The organism is Photobacterium alginatilyticum (assembly GCF_009910675.1).
Classification (GTDB): Bacteria; Pseudomonadota; Gammaproteobacteria; order Enterobacterales; family Vibrionaceae; genus Photobacterium; species Photobacterium alginatilyticum.
Window position 1 is genome coordinate 87,442 of record NZ_RSEJ01000019.1, and the last position, 21,807, is coordinate 109,248.

General features: G+C 50.3%; 21 protein-coding genes. 12 read left to right on the forward strand and 9 right to left on the reverse strand.

Annotated elements, in window-relative coordinates; translation table 11 throughout:
* The first annotated feature begins 35 nt into the window (after window positions 1-35).
* The 3 genes from EIZ48_RS17835 to serA all read left to right on the forward strand — a co-directional run bounded on the left by EIZ48_RS17835 (window position 36) and on the right by serA (window position 3,027).
* The gene (locus tag EIZ48_RS17835; RefSeq protein WP_160654225.1) at window positions 36-638 is read left to right on the forward strand and encodes a 5-formyltetrahydrofolate cyclo-ligase; all 603 of its coding nucleotides are present in this window, start codon (window positions 36-38) and stop codon (window positions 636-638) included.
* Between the two features lie 237 nt (window positions 639-875).
* A complete protein-coding gene (rpiA, locus tag EIZ48_RS17840) occupies window positions 876-1,535 on the forward strand; it encodes a ribose-5-phosphate isomerase RpiA (protein ID WP_075763128.1) in 660 nt (219 codons plus the stop codon).
* Window positions 1,536-1,797: 262 nt separating this feature from the next.
* Window positions 1,798-3,027, forward strand: coding sequence for a phosphoglycerate dehydrogenase (serA, locus tag EIZ48_RS17845; protein WP_160654228.1), 1,230 nt, complete (start codon window positions 1,798-1,800; stop codon window positions 3,025-3,027).
* Window positions 3,028-3,126: 99 nt separating this feature from the next.
* Here the strand turns inward: serA and EIZ48_RS17850 are convergent, their stop codons facing one another.
* Window positions 3,127-3,825, reverse strand: a complete 699-nt coding sequence (locus EIZ48_RS17850) for an oxidative stress defense protein (RefSeq protein WP_160654231.1) — start codon at window positions 3,823-3,825, stop codon at window positions 3,127-3,129.
* A 146-nt stretch (window positions 3,826-3,971) separates the two neighbouring features.
* Entirely contained in the window at window positions 3,972-4,868 is an 897-nt protein-coding gene (locus EIZ48_RS17855; RefSeq protein WP_160654235.1) for a LysR family transcriptional regulator ArgP, read from the reverse strand.
* Between the two features lie 132 nt (window positions 4,869-5,000).
* Between EIZ48_RS17855 and EIZ48_RS17860 the strand changes: the two genes are divergently transcribed.
* Entirely contained in the window at window positions 5,001-5,633 is a 633-nt protein-coding gene (locus EIZ48_RS17860) for a LysE/ArgO family amino acid transporter (RefSeq protein WP_160654238.1), read from the forward strand.
* A complete protein-coding gene (locus tag EIZ48_RS17865; RefSeq protein WP_160654241.1) occupies window positions 5,626-6,147 on the forward strand; it encodes a YbaK/EbsC family protein in 522 nt (173 codons plus the stop codon). Before EIZ48_RS17860 ends, EIZ48_RS17865 begins: the two co-directional genes overlap by 8 nt.
* Before the next feature lie 93 nt (window positions 6,148-6,240).
* Here the strand turns inward: EIZ48_RS17865 and mscS are convergent, their stop codons facing one another.
* The 5 genes from mscS to tkt all read right to left on the reverse strand — a co-directional run bounded on the left by mscS (window position 6,241) and on the right by tkt (window position 13,209).
* Complete coding sequence (gene mscS / locus EIZ48_RS17870) at window positions 6,241-7,137, reverse strand: small-conductance mechanosensitive channel MscS (protein ID WP_160654242.1); 897 nt, start codon at window positions 7,135-7,137, stop codon at window positions 6,241-6,243.
* 264 nt (window positions 7,138-7,401) lie between these two features.
* Window positions 7,402-8,478, reverse strand: coding sequence for a class II fructose-bisphosphate aldolase (fbaA, locus tag EIZ48_RS17875; protein ID WP_160654245.1), 1,077 nt, complete (start codon window positions 8,476-8,478; stop codon window positions 7,402-7,404).
* Window positions 8,479-8,618: 140 nt separating this feature from the next.
* The gene (locus tag EIZ48_RS17880) at window positions 8,619-9,782 is read right to left on the reverse strand and encodes a phosphoglycerate kinase (protein WP_160654248.1); all 1,164 of its coding nucleotides are present in this window, start codon (window positions 9,780-9,782) and stop codon (window positions 8,619-8,621) included.
* Window positions 9,783-9,858: 76 nt separating this feature from the next.
* The gene (gene epd / locus EIZ48_RS17885) at window positions 9,859-10,914 is read right to left on the reverse strand and encodes an erythrose-4-phosphate dehydrogenase (RefSeq protein WP_160654251.1); all 1,056 of its coding nucleotides are present in this window, start codon (window positions 10,912-10,914) and stop codon (window positions 9,859-9,861) included.
* Between the two features lie 297 nt (window positions 10,915-11,211).
* Window positions 11,212-13,209, reverse strand: coding sequence for a transketolase (gene tkt, locus EIZ48_RS17890; protein ID WP_160654254.1), 1,998 nt, complete (start codon window positions 13,207-13,209; stop codon window positions 11,212-11,214).
* 400 nt (window positions 13,210-13,609) lie between these two features.
* On the opposite strand from tkt, the gene metK reads away from it, so the two are divergent.
* From metK to ruvX, 7 genes are all read left to right on the forward strand, one after another.
* The gene (metK, locus tag EIZ48_RS17895; RefSeq protein WP_160654257.1) at window positions 13,610-14,764 is read left to right on the forward strand and encodes a methionine adenosyltransferase; all 1,155 of its coding nucleotides are present in this window, start codon (window positions 13,610-13,612) and stop codon (window positions 14,762-14,764) included.
* A gap of 137 nt (window positions 14,765-14,901) precedes the next feature.
* Window positions 14,902-15,381 (forward strand): SprT family zinc-dependent metalloprotease, encoded by a 480-nt coding sequence (locus EIZ48_RS17900; RefSeq protein ID WP_160654260.1) that lies wholly within the window; start codon window positions 14,902-14,904, stop codon window positions 15,379-15,381.
* A 118-nt stretch (window positions 15,382-15,499) separates the two neighbouring features.
* Window positions 15,500-16,204, forward strand: a complete 705-nt coding sequence (endA, locus tag EIZ48_RS17905) for a deoxyribonuclease I (protein WP_160654263.1) — start codon at window positions 15,500-15,502, stop codon at window positions 16,202-16,204.
* A 201-nt stretch (window positions 16,205-16,405) separates the two neighbouring features.
* Entirely contained in the window at window positions 16,406-17,137 is a 732-nt protein-coding gene (gene rsmE, locus EIZ48_RS17910; protein WP_160654266.1) for a 16S rRNA (uracil(1498)-N(3))-methyltransferase, read from the forward strand.
* A 29-nt stretch (window positions 17,138-17,166) separates the two neighbouring features.
* A complete protein-coding gene (gene gshB, locus EIZ48_RS17915) occupies window positions 17,167-18,114 on the forward strand; it encodes a glutathione synthase (RefSeq protein ID WP_160654269.1) in 948 nt (315 codons plus the stop codon).
* Between the two features lie 144 nt (window positions 18,115-18,258).
* Window positions 18,259-18,828, forward strand: coding sequence for a YqgE/AlgH family protein (locus EIZ48_RS17920; RefSeq protein WP_160654272.1), 570 nt, complete (start codon window positions 18,259-18,261; stop codon window positions 18,826-18,828).
* Entirely contained in the window at window positions 18,825-19,253 is a 429-nt protein-coding gene (gene ruvX / locus EIZ48_RS17925; protein ID WP_075763144.1) for a Holliday junction resolvase RuvX, read from the forward strand. The genes EIZ48_RS17920 and ruvX overlap by 4 nt, the downstream gene beginning before the upstream one ends.
* A 375-nt stretch (window positions 19,254-19,628) precedes the next feature.
* On the opposite strand, the gene EIZ48_RS17930 is transcribed toward ruvX, so the two are convergent.
* Window positions 19,629-20,735, reverse strand: coding sequence for a PilT/PilU family type 4a pilus ATPase (locus EIZ48_RS17930; protein ID WP_160654275.1), 1,107 nt, complete (start codon window positions 20,733-20,735; stop codon window positions 19,629-19,631).
* Window positions 20,736-20,768: 33 nt separating this feature from the next.
* A complete protein-coding gene (locus EIZ48_RS17935) occupies window positions 20,769-21,800 on the reverse strand; it encodes a type IV pilus twitching motility protein PilT (protein ID WP_075763146.1) in 1,032 nt (343 codons plus the stop codon).
* Window positions 21,801-21,807: the final 7 nt, after the last annotated feature.

Consider the following 21,807-nt stretch of genomic DNA (forward strand, 5'->3'; position numbering starts at 1 on the left):
CTATACTCAGAACACCCTCAGTCATTGGATGACCTATGAGACTACCTGTTCAGCCATCATCTCCACGTCAGCACATTCGTCAACACGTCCGTTTGCTTCGCCGTGCCCTAAGCCCTGAACAGCAACAGCATGATGCCCATGAACTGTTCGTCCGCTTCCAGCAGCTCCAAACAGTTATTGATGCGCACCATATCGCCCTGTATTTATCCAATGACGGCGAAATAGATACCCAGCCCCTGATTAACTGGCTGTGGGAACACGGCAAGCAGGTTTACCTGCCCGTCCTGCACCCTTTCAGCAAAGGACACCTGCTGTTTCTCCATTACACCCCGGCCACCCGTATGGCACTGAACAAATATAAAATCCAAGAGCCCGTGCTGGATATCCGCCTGGTCAAACCCGCCAACGAACTGGATCTGATCTGTACCCCGCTGGTTGCTTTCGACAACACAGGCCAACGGCTGGGCATGGGTGGCGGCTATTATGATCGCACGCTAAGCCGCTGGCACTATGAAAAGCAGGGACCGCGCCCGCTAGGCTTGGCCCATGATTGCCAGCAAGTCAACAATCTGCCCTTTGAAGCCTGGGATGTCCCCCTGCCGGAAATTCTCACCCCGTCTTACCACTTTACCTGGTAGACGATACCTTCAGAAAAATTAACAGGCTGCTGCCTTTTTCAGCAACTGCCGCCTGCTCACGCAAACGTTTGGCTTTTTACGTGCCACAGCTATCAATGCTAACCTTATGTTATTAATAGCTTTATGTTTTATGATGTTACGAACAGCGAACTTCGTCAAAGAATTGGCCTGACGCCGCAAGCCCAGTTAGCTATAATCAGCGCTTCGCGAAACGTTTGTCATCACTAGGAGAAAGGCATGACACAAGATGAAATGAAAAAAGCTGCTGGCTGGGCTGCTCTGGACTACGTAAAGAAAGGCAGCATTGTAGGTGTAGGCACAGGCTCAACCGTTAATCACTTCATCGATGCTCTGGAAACCCGTAAAGAAGAAATCAAAGGTGCAGTTTCAAGCTCTGTCGCTTCGACTGAGCGCCTTGAGCAAATTGGCATTCCGGTACTGGATGCAAACGAAGTCTCCAGCCTAGACGTGTATGTCGATGGTGCTGACGAAATCAACGGCGAGTACGACATGATCAAAGGCGGCGGTGCAGCCCTGACTCGCGAAAAGATCGTTGCCGCCATTGCCAAGAAGTTTATCTGTATTGTTGATGATACCAAGCAAGTCGACGTGCTGGGTCAGTTCCCGCTACCTGTCGAAGTGATCCCGATGGCCCGCTCATACATTGGCCGCGAGCTGGTGAAACTGGGTGGTGATCCGGTATATCGCGAAGGCGTGGTGACCGATAACGGCAACATCATCCTGGATGTACACAACATGCAAATCACCAACCCCAAAGAGCTGGAAGACCAGATCAATGCTCTTCCGGGCGTCGTCACTGTTGGCTTGTTCGCACACCGTGGTGCAGACGCACTGCTGGTCGGTTCTCCTGACGGCGTGAAAAAGTTCGAAAAATAAACCTGTTAGCGTAATTGCTTCGCTGATTTATGTTATTTGATTACAAAACGGCATAATTTATGCCGTTTTTTATTATCTATATTGTAATATTCTTACCCTTACTGGTTATTTTTTGATACTTTAATATCAGCATGTAGCAATCGTTTGAGTTAACGCCAGGCCTTATCAGCATGCAGGAAAATAGCCTCACTTCATCTTTCCTGCCAGAAAGCTGGTTTCCCGCCTGTATGCCTAGACTCATGTTTCTAAGGATGAGAACCCAATGGCTAAAGTTTCACTGGATAAAGAAAAGATTAAAATTCTCTTGTTAGAAGGTGTTCACCCTTCTTCAATTGAAGTTTTACAGCACGCTGGCTATACCAATATCGAATACCATAAAGGCTCTCTGGCGGGAGAAGAACTGCTGGAAGCAATCAAAGATGCCCACTTTGTTGGCATTCGCTCCCGTACCCAGCTGACAGAAGACGTTTTTAGTGCTGCAAAGAAACTGATTGCCGTGGGTTGTTTCTGTATCGGAACCAACCAGGTTGACCTGAAAGCCGCAACCAAGCGAGGGATCCCAGTTTTCAACGCCCCGTTCTCGAACACCCGTAGTGTTGCCGAGCTCGTTCTGGGCGAAATCCTGCTGCTTCTTCGTGGAATCCCGGAAAAGAACGCCAAGGCACACCGCGGCGAGTGGCAGAAATCAGCAGACCATTCCTTCGAGGCCCGCGGCAAGCGCCTGGGTATTATCGGCTATGGTCACATCGGTACCCAGCTGGGTATCCTGGCAGAAAACCTCGGTATGAAAGTCTATTTCTATGATATCGAGAACAAGCTTTCGCTGGGCAACGCCACTCAGGTTCGCTCAATGACCGAGCTACTGAACAAGTGTGACGTGATCAGCCTGCATGTACCGGAAACACCGGAAACCCAGGACATGATGGGGGCCGAAGAATTTGCCCGCATGAAACCCGGCGCTATCTTCATCAATGCTGCCCGTGGTACCGTGGTTGAAATTGACTCGCTCTGCAGCGCGCTGGAAAGCAAGCACATTGCCGGTGCTGCAATCGATGTGTTCCCGACCGAGCCGAAAACCAATAGCGACCCGTTTGAGTCACCGTTGGCGAAGTTCGATAATGTACTGCTGACACCGCACATCGGTGGTTCGACCCAGGAAGCCCAGGAAAACATCGGGGTTGAAGTGGCCGGCAAGCTGGCGAAATATTCTGACAACGGCTCAACTCTATCAGCTGTCGGCTTCCCGGAAGTGTCCCTGCCGGAGCATCGCGACTGTTCCCGCCTGCTGCACATCCACGAAAACCGCCCAGGCATTCTAAATCAAATCACCACGATTTTTGCCTCCGAAGGTATCAATATTGCCGCCCAGTACCTGCAGACAGGTCCTGAAATCGGCTACGTGGTTATCGATGTAGAAACAGAGCGTGCCGAAGAAGCACTGACAAAGCTCAAGGTCATCGACGGTACGATCCGCGCACGTCTTCTGCATTAATCGTAAAGCGACAGGATCGAGGAACTAGGGCCGAGATTCGATAACGAAAAAAGGAGAGCATGTGCTCTCCTTTTTGTTATTCAGAAACAAAGAGAGTGATTATTCCTCCAGCTTAAAGACGACTTCGACTCGGTCTCGGATGGTGATCTGGGCATCCTGATAGGTCGCAGCGGTTTCGGGCGCAGCATCCATCGCCATGCGCATCATTACCGGCCTTGGGTGGCTGACCTGGTAGGTAATTCGCCACACCCCGTCAATCTTTTCACCAAACCCTTTCGCCAACGATTCCGCCTTCTCCATCGCATCTTTTATTGCCGCCTGTCGCGCCTGCTCGACATATTCAGCTTCGTTGCTGACTCTGAGCTGGATATTGTTGATTCGGTTGATACCGTCACCCAGCGCGTTATCAAGATAGGTATTCAACTGCTCAAGATCACGTACCGTAACGGTAATATGGCGGCTGGCACGATAACCGGTAAGCTCAGGCTTTTTATCTTTCGGATAGTGATATTGCGGCTGCAAACTGATGTTGGCGCTCTGAATATCGCTTCGCTCGACGCCCTTGGCCTGCAAACGCTCGACAAATGCCGTAACGGCTTTATCAACAGCTTGCTTGGCTTCTTTGGCCGTGCCACGTACCTCTTCAACCGCAACCGAAAATTCAGCCATATCAGGTTGTGCCGTTACCTCACCACTACCTATTGTTTCGAGGTGTGGCACGGTTACATTGGCTGCCACCGTACCAGCAAAACCCAATGCACTACATCCTAGTACCACCGCTAATAGTTGCTTTTTCATAAGGCTACCCTAGTTAGTTATACCGTCTAATCTGACCGTTGTTCTGTTTCGACAACAAGGTGAGGAAAAATATCCCCAAAGCTCAAAAATTTTGCACGTTGTTTTATTTTTATATTTATCAGCATCCCTGACCAGTTCCTAACTAGCTACTGCGGTAGTACATTACGGGCATACGCAGTTAGCCGCTGCGACAGCTCGGTCAATACACCGCTTTCCAGAGCCCAATGATGCCAGTACATACGGCGGGTCAGGAAAATCTCCGGCGTCACATTGACCAACAAGCCACTATCCAGCTCTTGTTGGATCTGGATCCTTGGGATCAGGCAGTAGGCAATTCCTTCCACCGCCATTCTGACAAACGCCTCGGACGATCTCACTGTGTGCGTCATCACGCTGCCAAGCGGCAAATTAAAATGTTGATGGATAAAGCGTTCATGCATATCATCGTGCTGATCAAAGGCGACTCCCGGCGCGGCCAGCAACCTGTCCCGGGTTACCCCGCCAGCAAAATATTTATTGGCAAAGTCCGGGCTAGCCACACACAGAAAGTCGACCCGACCGAGGTAATCGGCCATACAGCCCGGCAGCGAACTGGCCTCCATACTGATCGCACCGACCACCTCGCCGCTGCGAAGTTTGCCCAAAGTTCTGGCCTCATCCTCTACCAGCAAGTTGAGTGCTATCCGGCGCGATTTCAACAGCGGACTCAATGCAGGTAACAACCAGGTCGCCAGACTATCAGCATTGGTGGCCAGCGAGACTGACAACGGCTGGCTGCTGTCATCCGGAGTGATCTCCGGCAACAGCTCCTGTTCCAGCAACCGTACCCGGCGATAAAGGCCGAGCATTTTCTGCCCTGCCGGTGTCGGTCTCGGCGGCTGCTCGCGCACCAACATAGGCTGGGCCATCAACTTTTCTAACTGCTTGATCCGTTGAGATACCGCCGACTGGGTAATACACAAGTGCTCTGCCGCCCGCTCAAAACCCCGCTGTGAGATCACTGCATCCAAGGCTTCGATCCAACGGTAATCCAACCCACGCATTGCCACTCCTCGTCCTTCATTAGAAAGTCTAATAATAGATAAATTTTATTAGTTGTACTTAATCCTACTGCCAAGAGTAAGCTTGCGCCATCAGAAACCGCCATTGATTAATCTTTTTAGGAATGAAAACAAATGAGTATGTGGGTGTTATTACAAGGATTTGGCTTGGGCGCGAGCATGATCATCCCAATCGGGGCACAAAACGCGTATGTGTTAAACCAAGGCATCAAACGCAACCACCACCTAACAACGGCAACTGTCTGTAGTATCTGCGATGTCATCTTCATCAGTTTGGGGATCTTTGGCGGTGGAGCTCTTTTATCAAGTAATGAAACCTTGTTACTGTGTGTCACCTTAGGAGGTATCGCCTTTCTCACGCTGTACGGCACCATGTCACTGAAAAGTGCCCTTGCATCAGCCGATCATCAGGAAAAGCAAGCTGAAGTTATGGCCCGGGGCCGGCGAGGAGTCATTCTTGGTGCCCTTGCCGTAACGGTACTTAACCCACATTTGTACTTAGATACTGTGGTTATACTGGGGTCTATCGGCGGCCAGTTCGAGGGGCATGAGCGTATCGCGTTTGCCGCCGGCACTATCATGGCGTCCTTCGTCTGGTTCTACAGCCTATCGATTGGCGCCGCCAAGCTTGGGCCGACACTGTCAAAGCCCCGGGTAAAACGGACGATTGACTGTCTGGTTGCCGCTATGATGTTTTTTATTGCAGCCCACCTGGCTCACGGTTTATGGGAGACTTACCTTGGCTAACGCATCCGCCGCTTCCCTGGAAGCAATTTATCAACAAAACTTAACTCTATTCAGCCAAACCGGCGTGGACTATCAGTCATGGCAACATGCCCCTATTCTCGACTTCGAAACTGACGCCCGTATCGCCGCAGAACTGGGCTGGACTGCGGCACCAACCAAAAGCCTGTTCATGAAAATCAAAGGGGGCGGCTTCTGCCTGCTGCTGACACATCGTGACAGTCGGCTCGACAGCAAACTGGTCAAGCAGTTACTGGGCAAGCGGGTTTCTGTCTGCAACAATGAAGAAATGATCGAAGCTATCGGCTGCGAACCCGGTGCGGTATGTCCGTTCGCCCTGCCAGAAGAGGTTAAGATCCTGGTTGATCCGGTTGTATTCAGCTATCCGGAGCTGATGTTCACCCCTGGCAAACCAGATTTCACTTTTGCTTTTGATTCCTCATCCCTGATGAGGCTACTGGAAGCTTTGCCAAACACAGTGATCATGCTGTCGGAACGAGAAACCGAGCAGGCATAACTAGTCATTTTCCGGATTAAAATGCGAATAAAGACTTGGATAAAGAAATGGAGCCTATTGGCTCCATTTCTATTTTTCGTTTGATTGGTGATGTTAGCTTTCCAGCTTATTCAGATGAACATCCATCTGTGGATACGGAATACCGATGTTTTCTTTATCCAGCTCTTCTTTGATTGCTTGCAGCAAATCAAAATACACTCCCCAGTAATCTTCTGTCTTCACCCAAGGGCGCACAGCAAAGTTTACCGAAGAATCAGCCAACGTCAGTACACCAATTGTTGGTGCCGGATCTTTCAAAATACGGTCTTCGGCTTCAATCACCCGGGTCAGTACGGCTTTGGTATGTTTCAGATCCGCGTCATAAGACACGCCAATCACAAAGTCGATACGGCGAGTTGCATGTCGTGAGTAGTTAGTAATGGCACCACCAATGACAGACGAGTTCGGAACAACAACCATCTTGTTGTCCGGTGTATTCAAAATGGTTGAGAACACCTGAATAGACTCTACCGATCCGGAAACACCGCCAATTTCGACAAAATCACCGGACTTGAACGGACGGAAAGCGACAATCAACACGCCGGCAGCAAAGTTTGACAGCGACCCCTGCAGAGCCAGGCCGACAGCAAGACCGGCGGCACCGATCACAGCAACAACAGAAGCAGTCTGCACTCCAATTCGCCCAAGAGCGGCGATCAACACAATCACAAACAATAGATAACGTACTAACGAGTGCAGAAACTCGACAACCGCTTCATCCATGTCTTTCTTGCGTAGCACCTTGGCTACGCCATTGGCAATCCCCTTAGTGATCATGTTACCAATGAACAAAATCAGTAAGGCGGAAAGAATGTTCACCCCATACTGGATCAACAACTCCTGATTATCGGCCACCCAGGTGCCCGCATTCAAGACGCCGTTGGTTAACTCATTATCCTTAATTGTTTCGACTACGGTATCCGTTACGGTTTCAGCCACACTTTCACTCATACTTATCTCTTCCTGCTAATGCTGTTTCTTATTCCACAATGGGTTACGGATACAATATGTACTTAGCGCCCAACACACCCAATCCCTTTGCAATCACCACTATAACTGCATTTTTTAGTGTGAGGCAATCATCTGCGGGCAGGATAATACTCCTAACGATACCCGGCACCAACAGAAAATAGATCTGATAAACAAAGGCCCATAACGAAAAAAGCCCGCTAATGCGGGCTTTTCAATCATTGTGACTTAACGTCAGACGTTACATTACAGTACGTCGATTGCGTTAAGGTCAGCGAATGCTTTCTCAAGGCGAGCAACCATAGAAGCCTGACCAGCACGTAGCCATACGCGAGGATCGTAATACTTCTTGTTTGGTGCATCTTCACCAGTTGGGTTACCGATCTGGCCTTGTAGGTAATCACGGTTTTCAGCTTCGTACGCGCGGATACCATCCCAAGTAGCCCACTGAGTATCAGTATCGATGTTCATTTTGATAACACCGTAGCCGATAGACTCTTGGATTTCAGCTTCAGTTGAGCCAGAACCACCGTGGAATACGAAGTTAAGAGCGTTAGGTGCGATACCGAACTTCTCTGCACAGTATGCCTGAGAGTCACGTAGGATAGTTGGAGTCAGTACAACGTTACCTGGCTTGTATACACCGTGTACGTTACCGAAAGATGCTGCGATAGTGAAACGGTGGCTAACAGCGTTCAGTTTCTCGTATGCGTAAGCAACGTCTTCTGGAGAAGTGTATAGCTCAGATGCGTCCATGTCAGAGTTATCAACGCCGTCTTCTTCACCACCAGTACAACCAAGTTCGATCTCGATTGTCATGTTCATCTTAGCCATGCGCTCTAGGTACTTAGCACATGTTTCGATGTTCTCTTCCAGAGACTCTTCAGAAAGGTCTAGCATGTGAGAAGAGAATAGAGGCTTACCAGTTTGAGCGAAGAACTCTTCACCCGCGTCTAGCAGACCGTCGATCCATGGAAGAAGTTTCTTAGCAGCGTGGTCAGTGTGCAGGATAACTGGCACACCGTAAGCTTCAGCTACAGCGTGAACGTATTTAGCACCTGCTACAGCACCAAGGATTTGAGCACCTTGACCTTCAAGTTTAACGCCTTTACCAGCGAAGAAAGCTGCACCGCCGTTTGAGAACTGAACAACAACCGGAGATTTAACTTTAGCTGCTGCTTCTAGTACTGCGTTTACAGAGTCAGTACCTACAACGTTTACTGCAGGAAGAGCGAATTTGTTTTCTTTCGCTACTTCAAATACTTTCTGTACGTCGTCGCCAGAAATAACACCAGGTTTTACGAAATCGAAGATCTTAGACATAACAATAGTCCTATTTACCTTGTTGTCTGTATTAAATATAAATCTTTGCAAACGTTTGCTACTGGGCAAGTATTCTATAAAAACTTGATCTAATTCACAATCGTTTATCGGCCGGAAGTCACGCTCCCGGCCTAAATTAATTAAGCTTTTGCACGCTCTTCTAGCATAGCAACTGCTGGTAGTACTTTACCTTCAACAAACTCAAGGAATGCACCGCCACCTGTAGAGATGTAAGAAACGTCAGCCTTGATACCGAACTTGTCGATTGCGGCTAGCGTGTCACCACCACCAGCTACAGAGAAGCCTTCAGATTCTGCGATTGCTTTAGAAATACCCGCTGTACCTGCTTCGAAGTTCTTGAACTCGAATACGCCAACTGGGCCGTTCCAAAGAATAGTCTTCGCGTTACCGATAATTTCAGCAAGCGCTGCAGTTGAATCTGGACCTAGGTCGAAGATCATGTCGTCGTCAGCAACTTCAGAAACGTGCTTGATTTCAGCTTCTGCGTTTTCGTCAAATGCTTTCGCACATGCAACGTCAGTTGCAACTGGGATAGAACACTCTTTCATTAGTTTTTGAGCAGTTTCAACTAGGTCTGCTTCGTACAGTGACTTACCAACGTTGTGGCCGTCAGCTGCAATGAAAGTGTTCGCGATGCCGCCACCAACAACCAGTTGGTCAGCAACTTTAGATAGAGACTCTAGAACAGTCAGTTTAGTTGATACTTTAGAACCACCAACGATAGCAACTAGCGGACGCTCTGGGTTGTCCATTGCTTTACCTAGTGCTTCAAGTTCAGCAGCAAGTAGAGGACCTGCACATGCTACAGGAGCGTAAGTACCTACACCGTGAGTAGATGCCTGAGCACGGTGAGCAGTACCGAATGCATCCATTACAAAGATGTCACAAAGTGCAGCGTACTTCTTAGATAGCTCTTCTTCGTTCTTCTTCTCGCCTTTGTTGAAGCGAACGTTTTCAAGAACAACCAGCTCACCAGCGTTTAGTTCAAGGCCTTCCAGGTAGTCTTTCGCTAGTTTTACGTCACAGTCCAGTGCGTCGTTTAGGTAGTTAACTACAGGAGCTAGAGAGAACTCTTCTGCATATTCGCCTTCAGTCGGACGACCCAGGTGAGAAGTAACCATTACTTTAGCGCCAGCTTCCAGGCAACGCTTGATAGTTGGCAGAGATGCAAGAATACGTGCATCAGAAGTTACTTTACCGTCTTTTACTGGTACGTTCAGGTCAGCACGGATAAATACGCGTTTACCTGCTAGTTCCAGGTCAGTCATCTTGATTACAGACATGGTTTGTCCTCTCAACATTGATTAATTTAAAGTCAAAGCTCTGTCGGCCCGGCGTCACTGCCAAGCCCAATAATTTCTACAGCTGTTCTGCTGTTGCAACGCGATGTTCGGTTGCGTACATGGCCAACGCGGTATCTAGCATCCGGTTGGCAAATCCCCATTCGTTATCACACCATACCAGCAACTTGAGTAAATGCTGGTTACTGACACGGGTCTGGGTGCCATCAACAATCGCGCTATGGGGATCGTGATTGAAGTCTATTGAGACAAGTGGTGCTTCGGTGTAATCCACAATATTAGCTAATGTACAACGAGATGCCTCTGCCAGTGATTGATTTACGTCATTAACTTTCACATTTGTTTTAACTGTGACACTTAAATCCATCGCCGTGACGTTAATTGTCGGTACGCGCACAGAGATCGCTTCAAATTTGTCAGAAAATTTCGGAAAAATACGACCAATTCCAAGATGAAGTTTAGTATCGACTGGAATAATTGACTGACTTGCTGCGCGGGTACGACGTAAATCGGAGTGGTAGGCATCAATGACCTGCTGGTCATTCATTGCGGAGTGGATGGTAGTAATCGTGCCGGACTCTATGCCGAAAGTTTCATCCAGCACCTTGATTACCGGGACAATACAGTTGGTGGTACAGGAACCGTTAGAGACAATGCGGTGCTCAGGCTTGAGCGAGTCCTGGTTCACACCATAGATAATAGTATTGTCGATGTCATTATCAGCCGGATGGGAAAATAACACTTTGCCGGCACCCGCCTTAATATGCGCCTCGCCATCAGCGCGAGAGCCAAAGGTACCGGTACAGTCGAGGACGATATCAACATCGAGATCCTGCCACGGTAACAGGTGTATCTCGGTCTGGTGCAGAATGCGGATGCTGTCCTGTTCGCCATTTTCATGGGCAATAAACAGGTGCTCCTGGTCATGGCTGACAGGCTTTTGAAAGCGTCCATGGCTGGTGTCATATTGTAGCAGATGAGCCATTGCTTCTGGCTCAGCCAACTCATTGACTGCCACGACTTTAATTTGATGATGTTTGCCGCTCTCGTACAATGCGCGAAGCACACTGCGCCCGATACGGCCAAATCCATTAATTGCGACTTTAAGTGTCATATCCGTGCTACATAATTACTAAGCCGCGTTAGTGTATACCAAGCTTCGCTCAGAATCACCCTAATTGTGACAGCTATCACCACACAGGCAAAAAGCAGATTAAGATCATATAGATAATTAAAAAGCACAGCCCCAAAAAGTACTGCTTTCTGCCATAAAATAGCATTTCTTACCTGTTTTAAACACAAAAAAGGCCTCCAGAGGAGGCCTTTTTTTCATTCTTCGAAATTAATCACTATGTGGTGTGATTCTTGTGCGTAAAACCACAGCTCGAAAAATAGTGCTCGTCGCTCTTGGTTATGCCAAAAGCTCTTTCGCTGTCTCTACAACATTGTCGACCGTAAAGCCAAACATCTTGAACAGCTCACCAGCAGGAGCAGACTCGCCGAAGGTCGTCATACCGATAATACGGCCGTCGAAACCAACATACTTGTACCAAAAATCAGCAATACCCGCTTCAACCGCGATGCGTGCTGTTACATCTGATGGCAGAACGGCTTCACGGTAAGCTGCATCTTGCTTGTCGAATGCATCTGTTGACGGCATAGAGACAACACGTACTTGCTTACCTTCAGCTGTTAGCTGTGCTGCAGCTTCTACTACCAGCTCAACTTCAGAACCGGTTGCAATCAGGATCAGCTCAGGCTTGCCTGCACAGTCTTTCAGGATGTAGCCACCCTTGGCGATGTCAGCTACCTGTGCTGCAGTACGCTCTTGCTGAGCCAGGTTCTGGCGCGAGAAGATCAGTGATGACGGGCCGTCTTTACGCTCGATAGCCAGTTTCCAGGCCACGGCAGATTCAACCTGATCACATGGACGCCATGTGCTCATGTTCGGCGTCAAACGCAGAGAAGCAATTTGCTCAACAGGCTGGTGAGTCGGACCGTCTTCACCCAGACCGATTGAGTCGTGCGTGTAAACCTGGATATTCTGCACTTTCATCAGTGCTGCCATACGCATTGCGTTACGTGCGTACTCCATGAACATCAGGAAGGTTGCGCCGTATGGTACGAAGCCGCCGTGCAGCGCAATACCGTTCATGATGGCTGTCATACCGAACTCACGTACACCGTAGTGGATGTAGTTGCCCGATGCGTCTTCAGCTGTCAGAGACTTAGAACCAGACCACATAGTCAGGTTTGATGGAGCAAGGTCAGCAGAACCGCCCATGAACTCAGGAAGCATCTGACCGAACGCTTCCAGAGCGTTCTGTGATGCTTTGCGTGATGCAATGTTCGCAGGATTTGCCTGAAGATCGGCGATGATTTGGCTGGCTTTTTCTTCCCACTGAGCAGGTAGATCGCCATTCACGCGACGCTTGTACTCAGCCGCTAGCTCTGGATGAGCTGCCGCGTATGCGTCAAACTTTGTGTTCCATGCCGCTTCTTTGGCTGCACCGGCTTCTTTGGCATCCCACTGTGTCGCAATGTCAGCCGGGATTTCAAACGGGCCGTGGTTCCAGCCCAGGAACTCGCGTGCCGCTGCGATTTCGTCATGGCCAAGAGGCGCACCGTGACAGTCGTGCGAACCCGCCTTGTTTGGTGAACCGAAACCAATAATGGTCTTGGTACAAATCAGTGTCGGACGACCAGTGTCTGCTTTCGCCGCTTCGATTGCAGCATTGATAGCTTCCGGATCGTGACCGTCAACAGCCGGGATTACGTGCCAGCCGTAAGACTCGAAACGCTTAGGCGTATCGTCAGAGAACCAGCCTTCCACTTCACCGTCAATTGAGATGCCGTTGTCATCCCAGAATGCGATCAGTTTGCCAAGGCCAAGAGTACCAGCAAGCGAGCAGGCTTCGTGAGAGATACCTTCCATCAGACAGCCGTCACCCATGAACACATAAGTGTGGTGGTCGACAATGTCGTGGCCTTCACGGTTGAACTGTGCCGCCAGCGACTTCTCAGCCAGCGCCATACCTACGGCATTGGTAATCCCCTGACCCAGCGGACCCGTTGTCGTTTCAACACCCGGCGCATAGCCATATTCAGGGTGGCCAGGTGTTTTTGAATGCAGCTGACGGAAGTTTTTCAGATCGTCGATAGACAGATCATAACCTGTCAGATGAAGCAGAGAGTAAATCAGCATTGAACCGTGGCCGTTTGACAGAACAAAACGGTCGCGATCAGCCCACTGTGGGTTCTGTGGGTTGTGGTTCATGTGGCCACGCCACAGGACTTCAGCGATATCTGCCATCCCCATAGGTGCACCAGGGTGGCCAGAGTTGGCTTGTTGAACACCATCCATGCTCAGGGCGCGGATTGCATTAGCAAGATCTTTACGAGAAGACATGTCTGCTCCAGAAATTCGTAGACTGTTGTATTGTAGTTATTTACCAATCTGTAACTGCGGTAAAGTAACCTAGATTCGGCGGGCGGGTATTGTCGCAAAGTCTGCCCCTGGACTGCAATCGTTTTCCTGAAGAAAATGAGCACTATTTCAATAAGCTGCCATCCCCCACATTTGCAATTTTGACGTTAAGACCCTGAAAGGTAAACGTTTGCCTTTGCGATTCATCTATCACCTTACAATTCACAGTGTTGATTTTAAGCCTGATATAGGTATTATGGCCGTCTAGACGGAGGTAGCTCTATACATTCAAACGTATATCCATATGCGTTTTTCTTATGAAAGCCTTTTATTTCAGAGCACCTTGTTATCAATCTACAGCCAAATAAGAGTGAGTGTACGCATGTCAAAGCACCTGTTTACTTCTGAGTCCGTATCAGAAGGTCATCCGGATAAAATTGCCGATCAGATTTCTGATGCAGTCCTGGATGCGATCCTGGAACAAGACCCAAAAGCACGTGTTGCGTGTGAGACTTACGTGAAAACCGGCATGGTAATGGTAGGTGGTGAAATTACCACCTCTGCCTGGGTTGATATCGAAGAAATTACCCGTGAAACCGTTCGTGAAATCGGCTATGTCCACTCAGATATGGGTTTTGATGCCAACTCTTGTGCCGTACTAAGCGCTATCGGCAAGCAGTCTCCGGACATCAACCAGGGTGTTGACCGCGAAGATCCACGCGAGCTGGGTGCTGGCGACCAGGGTATCATGTTCGGCTACGCGACCAACGAAACTGACGTACTAATGCCTGCTCCGGTAACTTATGCTCACCGCCTTGTAGAGCGTCAGGCTAAAATCCGTAAGAACGGCACCCTGCCGTGGCTACGTCCGGATGCAAAAAGCCAGGTAACTTTCGCCTACGATCAGGGTAAGATTGTCGGTATTGATGCCGTTGTTCTTTCTACCCAGCACTGCGAGAGCATCGAGCTACCAGTTCTGCAAGAAGCCGTAATGGAAGAAATCATCAAGCCGGTACTGCCTTCTGAGTGGCTGAACAAAGACACCAAATTCTTTATCAACCCAACCGGTCGTTTTGTTATCGGTGGCCCAATGGGTGACTGCGGCCTGACTGGCCGTAAGATTATTGTTGATACCTACGGTGGTGCAGCGCGTCACGGTGGCGGTGCTTTCTCTGGTAAAGATCCATCGAAAGTTGACCGTTCTGCAGCATACGCAGCACGTTATGTTGCCAAGAACATCGTTGCTGCTGGTCTGGCTGAGCGTTGTGAAATTCAGCTTTCATACGCTATCGGTGTTGCTGATCCAACATCAATCATGGTTGAGACGTTCGGTACCGAAAAAGTATCTCACGACGTTATCGTTGAAGCGGTACGCCAGCACTTCGACCTACGTCCATACGGCCTGATCGAAATGCTTGACCTGCTTCAGCCTATCTACCAGAAGACAGCAGCATACGGCCACTTTGGTCGTGAAGAATTCCCTTGGGAAGCAACCGACAAAGCAGAAATGCTACGCGACTTCGCCAACATTAAGTAAGCGACAACGCACTGGTTTAAAAAGGAAGCTTCGGCTTCCTTTTTTGTTGTCTGTAGAACAGGGGGTTCTGCACTTATTGTCGCCCTCTCCCAAACTCTTTATACTCCCCCCACTCCATCAGCCACGCACAGCGACTCATGTCAACACTCCAGTCCCAAGTTATCGCCAGAGTCGAGCAATGTATCACCCATGCCAACCAGCGACTTAACAAGCGCCTGCCAATGCCGGCAGTCAGTTTCAGGCAACGGGGTAAAATTGCCGGAAGTGCCCGCCTGCAGGGTTGGGAAGTGCGCTTTAATCCCGTGTTACTGAAAGAGAACCCGCAGGCATTTCTCGACGAGGTCGTCCCTCACGAGGTCGCCCATCTTGTGACCTTCAAATTGTTTGGCAAAGTGCGCCCGCACGGTCGCGAATGGCAAATCATCATGACCGAGGTCTTTAAGATCCCGGCCCGGACAACCCACAGCTTTGATGTCTCTTCGGTGCAAGGCACCACCTACCTGTATCGGTGCGGCTGCAGCGAACACCAGCTCACGGTTCGCCGCCACAACAAAGTGCAGCGAAAGCAGGCAACCTATCACTGCCGGCGCTGCCAACAGCCGTTACTGGCTGTTTGACGACGACACCGGCTGCAATACAGTAATGTAATTTTCTTTTTTAATAAGAGTGAACTGCTTCTAAAACTCACATTCAGTGATAGTCTTGTCAGATAGAGTTCTAACAATAAGACGTCATATGCAGTGTAATTTTAAGTGGCTCGGCCTCGGGTTCCTGTTTCCGGCCATCGTTCTGGCAGCTCCCCCCTCTTCGTTTAGCAAAGCAAAGAAAATCGCGGTCGGTATTTACCAGGATCACCCTGTCAGCTTCTACTGCGGCTGCGACATCGAATGGCACGGCAAAAAAGGCATTCCGGACTTAGAGAGTTGCGGCTACCAGGTACGCAAACAGCAAAAACGAGCCAGCCGTATCGAATGGGAACACGTTGTTCCGGCCTGGCAGTTCGGGCACCAGCTACAATGCTGGCAAGATGGCGGTCGCAGAAATTGCGGCAAAGATCCTAAATTCCGCGTAATGGAAGCCGACCTTCATAACCTGACGCCGACCGTCGGAGAGGTCAACGGCGACCGCTCGAACTACAACTTCCGTCCCTGGAACGGGCAACAGGGCGCTCATTACGGCCAGTGCGAAATGAAAGTTGATTTTAAAGCCCGCCGAGCCGATCCTCCGGCCTCAACACGCGGGGCTATTGCGCGGATCTACCTGTATATGAGCGACGAATACCCCTTCCGCCTGTCGAGCCAGCAACGCCAACTCATGGAAGCCTGGAACAGGCAATATCCCGTCACGGCCTGGGAATGCGAGCGCGACAGAAGGATTGCCGATATTCAGTATAACAACAACCCTTATGTGCTTCGTGCCTGTCAGGATCAAGGGCTATAGTCGCTTATTCCTTTATCGATAAAAACAGTATTACCCCTCGTCTGGTAATACTGTTTTACCGGCAAGAAATCCTTTCCCAACCTTGTAATTTCACCTTCCGGCATCCATGTACTATTTAATGACACTGAACTCTCACCTGCATTCACAACCAGAGTTGATATAATGCAGCGAGATAATAACTAACAGGTTATTGAGATAGCCATGAGAATCCCACGTATTTACCACCCTGAGCGACTTCCTGAACAGGGAAAGGTTTTGCTCAGCGATGATGCCGCCAACCACGTCGGCCGTGTCATGCGTATGCAGGCAGGCCAGGAAGTGCTGCTGTTTGACGGCAGTGATGCCGAGTTTCCCGCGGTGATCACCAACGCCAGCAAAAAAAGCGTTGAAGTCGACATCCAAAGCCGTCGCGAGAACAGTGTCGAATCGCCGCTGAATATCCACCTTGGCCAGGTCATCTCGCGGGGTGAGAAAATGGAGTTCACCATCCAAAAATCGGTCGAGCTGGGTGTAATGACGATTACTCCGCTGATTTCCGAGCGCTGCGGGGTCAAGCTGAATGCCGAGCGTTTTGAGAAAAAACTGGCCCAGTGGCAGAAAATCGCTGTCAGTGCCTGTGAGCAGTGCGGCCGTAATACCGTGCCGGAAATCCGTCCGGTCATGAAGCTGGAAGACTGGTGTGCAGAAGACTATGACGGACTCAAGCTGAACCTGCACCCTCGTGCCAGTTACTCAATAAACACTTTGCCGGAACCCGTTACCAAGGTGCGATTGCTGATCGGGCCGGAAGGTGGCCTGTCGGCCGAAGAAATCGGTATGACAGAGCAGTACCAATTCGATGAAATATTACTCGGCCCGCGAGTTCTGCGTACCGAAACCACGGCGATGACAGCAATCACCGCCTTACAAGTCCGCTTTGGCGACTTAGGCTAACCAGGCCAACGACAGACTAGGAGAAAGAAATGATCAAACTGGGTATCGTGATGGATCCGATTGAATCCATCAACATTAAAAAAGATTCCAGCTTTGCCATGATGATGGAAGCGCAGCGTCGTGGCTGGGAAATCCATTATATGGAAATGAACGACCTCTCACTGGAACAAGGCAAGGCCGTTGCCCGTACCCGTGTGGTTAGCCTGAAAGAAGATCCAAATGGCTGGTACGAATTTCACAACGAGCAGGAAATCTCCCTGTCTGAGTTGGATGCCGTACTGATGCGCAAAGATCCGCCTTTTGATACCGAGTATATTTATGCAACCTATATTCTTGAGCGTGCCGAAAGCGAAGGCGCCCTGATCGTCAACGAGCCCCGCAGCCTGCGTGACTGCAATGAAAAGCTGTTTACGGCCTGGTTCCCGGATCTGACGCCGACCACCGTCGTCACCCGCAGTGCCGACAAGATCAAGGCGTTCCACCAGGAGCACGGCGATGTGATCCTGAAGCCCCTTGACGGTATGGGCGGCTCATCCGTCTTCCGGGTAATGAAAAACGATCCGAATGTCTCGGTGATCATCGAGACGCTGACCAGCCACGGCCAGAACTACTGTATGGCACAAACCTTTGTGCCGGATATCAGCAACGGTGACAAACGTATTCTGGTGGTCGACGGCGAGCCAATGCCATATTGCCTGGCCCGGATCCCGGCCAAAGGCGAGACCCGAGGTAACCTGGCAGCAGGCGGCCGGGGCGAAGCCCGTCCGATCAGCGAGACCGATCGTAAAATCGCTGAAACCGTTGCTCCGGTGCTAAAAGAAAAAGGCCTGATCTTTGTCGGCCTTGATGTTATCGGTGACAAGCTTACCGAGATCAACGTCACCAGCCCAACGTGTATTCGTGAAATCGAAGCCGCTTATGATATCTCGATTACCGGCAAGCTGATAGATGCCATTGAGCGCCGTGTAAACGCATAATTAGCCTCGATAATATAAACGCAGCCTATAAACTGGGCTGCGTTTTTTTACGTATCCCGACATATTACGTACAAGACGTAAATACCATTTCTAACAAATTATCGGCATACTGTAAGTAACAGGATATGTTGTAGGTGCACACGAATGAATCTGACTAATCATTTTCTGGTTGCCATGCCCAGCATGCAGGATCCGAATTTCAAGGGCAGTGTTATCTATGTCTGCGAGCATAATGACGATGGTGCCATGGGTATTGTCATTAACCTGCCTATCGATATTTCTGTAGGCAATATGCTGGAGCAAATTGATGTTGAGCGTGAGCTACCGGTAAACAATCCGGCAAGCCTTGAGCAACCCGTATTCAATGGTGGCCCGGTATCCGGCGATCGCGGTTTCGTTCTTCACTTGCACCTGCAAGAAGGTCGATTCGACTCAAGTATCAACATTACCGAACAGGTATCGGTCACCACCTCCAAGGACATCTTGCCGCTACTCGGTACCAGCGAGGCACCGGAGAAGTTTCTGGTCGCACTCGGCTATGCCGGATGGACGGCCGGACAGCTTGAGCAGGAGCTGGCTGAAAATACCTGGTTAACCACTGAAGCCGATCCGGACGTTGTTTTCAACACCCCGGTCAACGAGCGCTGGGACAAAGCTGTTGCCCAGCTCGGCATAAACTCGGCCCACCTTTCTATTGATACAGGACATGCATGAGTAACTCACGCAGCGTATTAGCATTTGACTATGGCACCAAAAGTATTGGTGTCGCGATTGGCCAGGAGCTGACAGGCACAGCCACTCCCCTTGCCGCACTAAAAGCCAAAGACGGTATCCCGAGCTGGGATGCTATCGAGAAGATCCTCAACGAATGGCAACCGGATCTGGTTGTCGTCGGCCTGCCGCTAGATTTGGAAGGCGGCGAACTTGAGGCCATCACCCCACGGGCGAAAAAGTTCGCCAACCGCCTTCATGGTCGCTTCGGCTGCCAGGTTGAACTTCATGATGAGCGCCTGAGCACCGTTGAAGCCCGGTCAGAGCTGTTTGATCGCGGTGGTTACCGCTCGCTCAGCAAAGGCAATATCGACTCTCAGTCAGCCGTCGTGATCCTCGAAAGCTGGTTTGAACGCCAGTATGGTTAAAAGGGGCCAGGGCTCCAGCACGCAGGATTCAAAACGAGCAGGAAACTGGCATATTCTTGCTCTTTCTCGGATCTTGTTTTCCTAGGTCCTAGAACCTATCGTACACCTTTTTTAGCTTTTTCCACCCAATAGCTGTCACCTTCTTAGCAAGAGAGATCCGCCAAGATCTTATCCCGTACAGGATAAGGCCTGATCAGCCTGTACAGCTTTTTGACACTTGGAACCCAAAAGCTCAACAAGCTGCATACCAACACAGCCGATTAACCATAAAAGTTTTTAAGATCAAATAAGTAGAGATCTTGTGCAATAAAAAAGCGTTAGGATCATAGGAGCCCCAACGCTTTTTCTACATAGTGTTCTTTTTTCTGCCGGGCGTTACCCCATATCGACAGTCACCCCATCAAGGGTATTACTGCCCTGCTGGTTCTTGCAGCCGACCTTGATCATCAGACGCAGATCGTTGGCCGAGTCGGCATGGTGAAGCGCATCCTGCTCGGTGATCTTGCCCTCTCTAAACAACTCGTACAGCGACTGATCGAATGTCATCATGCCCGACTCACTGGACTTGGACATCGCCTCTTTGATCTCATGCAATTCACCCCGGCGGATCAAGTCAGCAATCCGAGGAGTATTGATCAAGAGCTCAAAAGCACCATGGCGGCCGATACCCTTGGCATCCGGGATCAACTGCTGGGCAAGAATACACTTGAGGTTCAGGGACAGATCAAACAAAAACTGCTCCCGACGCTCCTTGGGCACCAAATGCAGAATCCGCTCCAGAGCCTGGTTGGCGTTGTTGGCATGCAAGGTTGCCATGCACAGGTGCCCGGTTTCGGCAAAGTTCATTGCATACTCCATGGTCTCGGGAGTCCTGATTTCACCGATCAGGATCATATCCGGCGCCTGGCGCAAAGAGTTCTTCAAGGCGACATCATAACTTTCGGTATCGAGCCCCACTTCACGCTGGGTCACAATGCAGCGTTCATGCTTGTGGACAAACTCAATCGGATCCTCGACAGTCAAGATATGCCCGCTGCGATTTTTATTACGATAACCGGTCATCGCCGCCATCGAGGTCGACTTGCCCGATCCGGTTGCACCGACAACCAAGACCAGGCCACGCTTGGCCAGCGCCATTTTCTGCATATCCATCGGCAGGTTCAGCGAGAATAAATCGGGGATATCTGTCTCAATCCGCCGCACAACCATACCCGGTAGCTCACGCTGCCAAAAAGCACTGACACGAAAGCGCCACTCACCGCGTACCAGGGCAAAATTTGCCTCCCGGCTCGTGGTGAAGTCCTGTCGCTGTTCCGGATCCATCGCCTCATCAAACAATCGATCAACAGCGTCGCGATCCAGGCTTTCTCCCAGTGGTTGAAGTTTTCCGTCCACCCGCAGCAAGCACGGGGAGTCTACCGTAATGTAGAGATCAGAGGCCTTGCAACGTACCACTTCCTCAAGGATCTGCTGTAAGTTCATTACCTTTCCTTTTATTTCGCTAATACGGACGCGCTAGGCGAGACTACTGTCGACAACACGGCGTCCTTCTTCAGACTCTACAATTCCCTGCGCGACCAGCATTTTGACACTCTGCTCCATCGTCTGCATCCCCATCGCAGAGCCGGTCTGGATCATCGAGTACATCTGGGCAACCTTGTCTTCCCGGATCAGGTTGCGAATCGCCGGCGTCGCCATCATCACCTCGTGGGCTGCCACCCGGCCGCCACTGACGCACTTAAGCAGGTTCTGCGATACCACCGCCCGCAGTGACTCCGACAGCATCGAGCGAACCATCGCCTTGTCATTGCCGGGGAAAACATCAATGATCCGGTCCACCGTCTTGGCTGCCGAGCTAGTATGCAAGGTCCCAAGTACCAAATGCCCGGTTTCGGCGGCTGTCAGCGCCAGGCTGATCGTTTCCCTGTCCCTCAGCTCCCCGACCACAATAACATCAGGATCTTCACGCAATGAAGACCGCAGCGCATTGTGGAAACTGTGCGTATCGCGGTGAACCTCGCGCTGGTTGATCAGGCAGCGCTTGCCGCTATGGACAAACTCCACCGGATCTTCAATCGTCAGAATATGCCGGTTGTAGTTGGCGTTGATATAGTCGACCAAGGCCGCGATAGTTGTAGACTTACCCGAGCCTGTGGCTCCGGTCACCAGCACCAGGCCCCGCTGGCACTGGGCAATTTTGTAAAACACCTCGGGCACATTAAGCGAGTCCAGCGAAGGAATATGAATTGGGATAGTTCGAAATACCGCCGCGCTTCCCCGGGACTGCTGAAACGCATTAACACGGAAACGGCCAACTTTCGGCAGTTCGAACGAAAAGTCCACTTCCAGCTTCTCTTCATACTCCCTGCGCTGGGCATCAGTCATGATATCGAACACCAACCGGTGTACCTCTCCATGCTCCAATGCTGGTAAGCTTAGTTTTCTGACTTCACCGTCAACCCTGATCATTGGCGGAACACCCGCAGAAAGGTGCAGATCAGAGGCATTATGCTTTACACTAAAGTCCAGTAGTTCGGTGATATCCATAAATTTT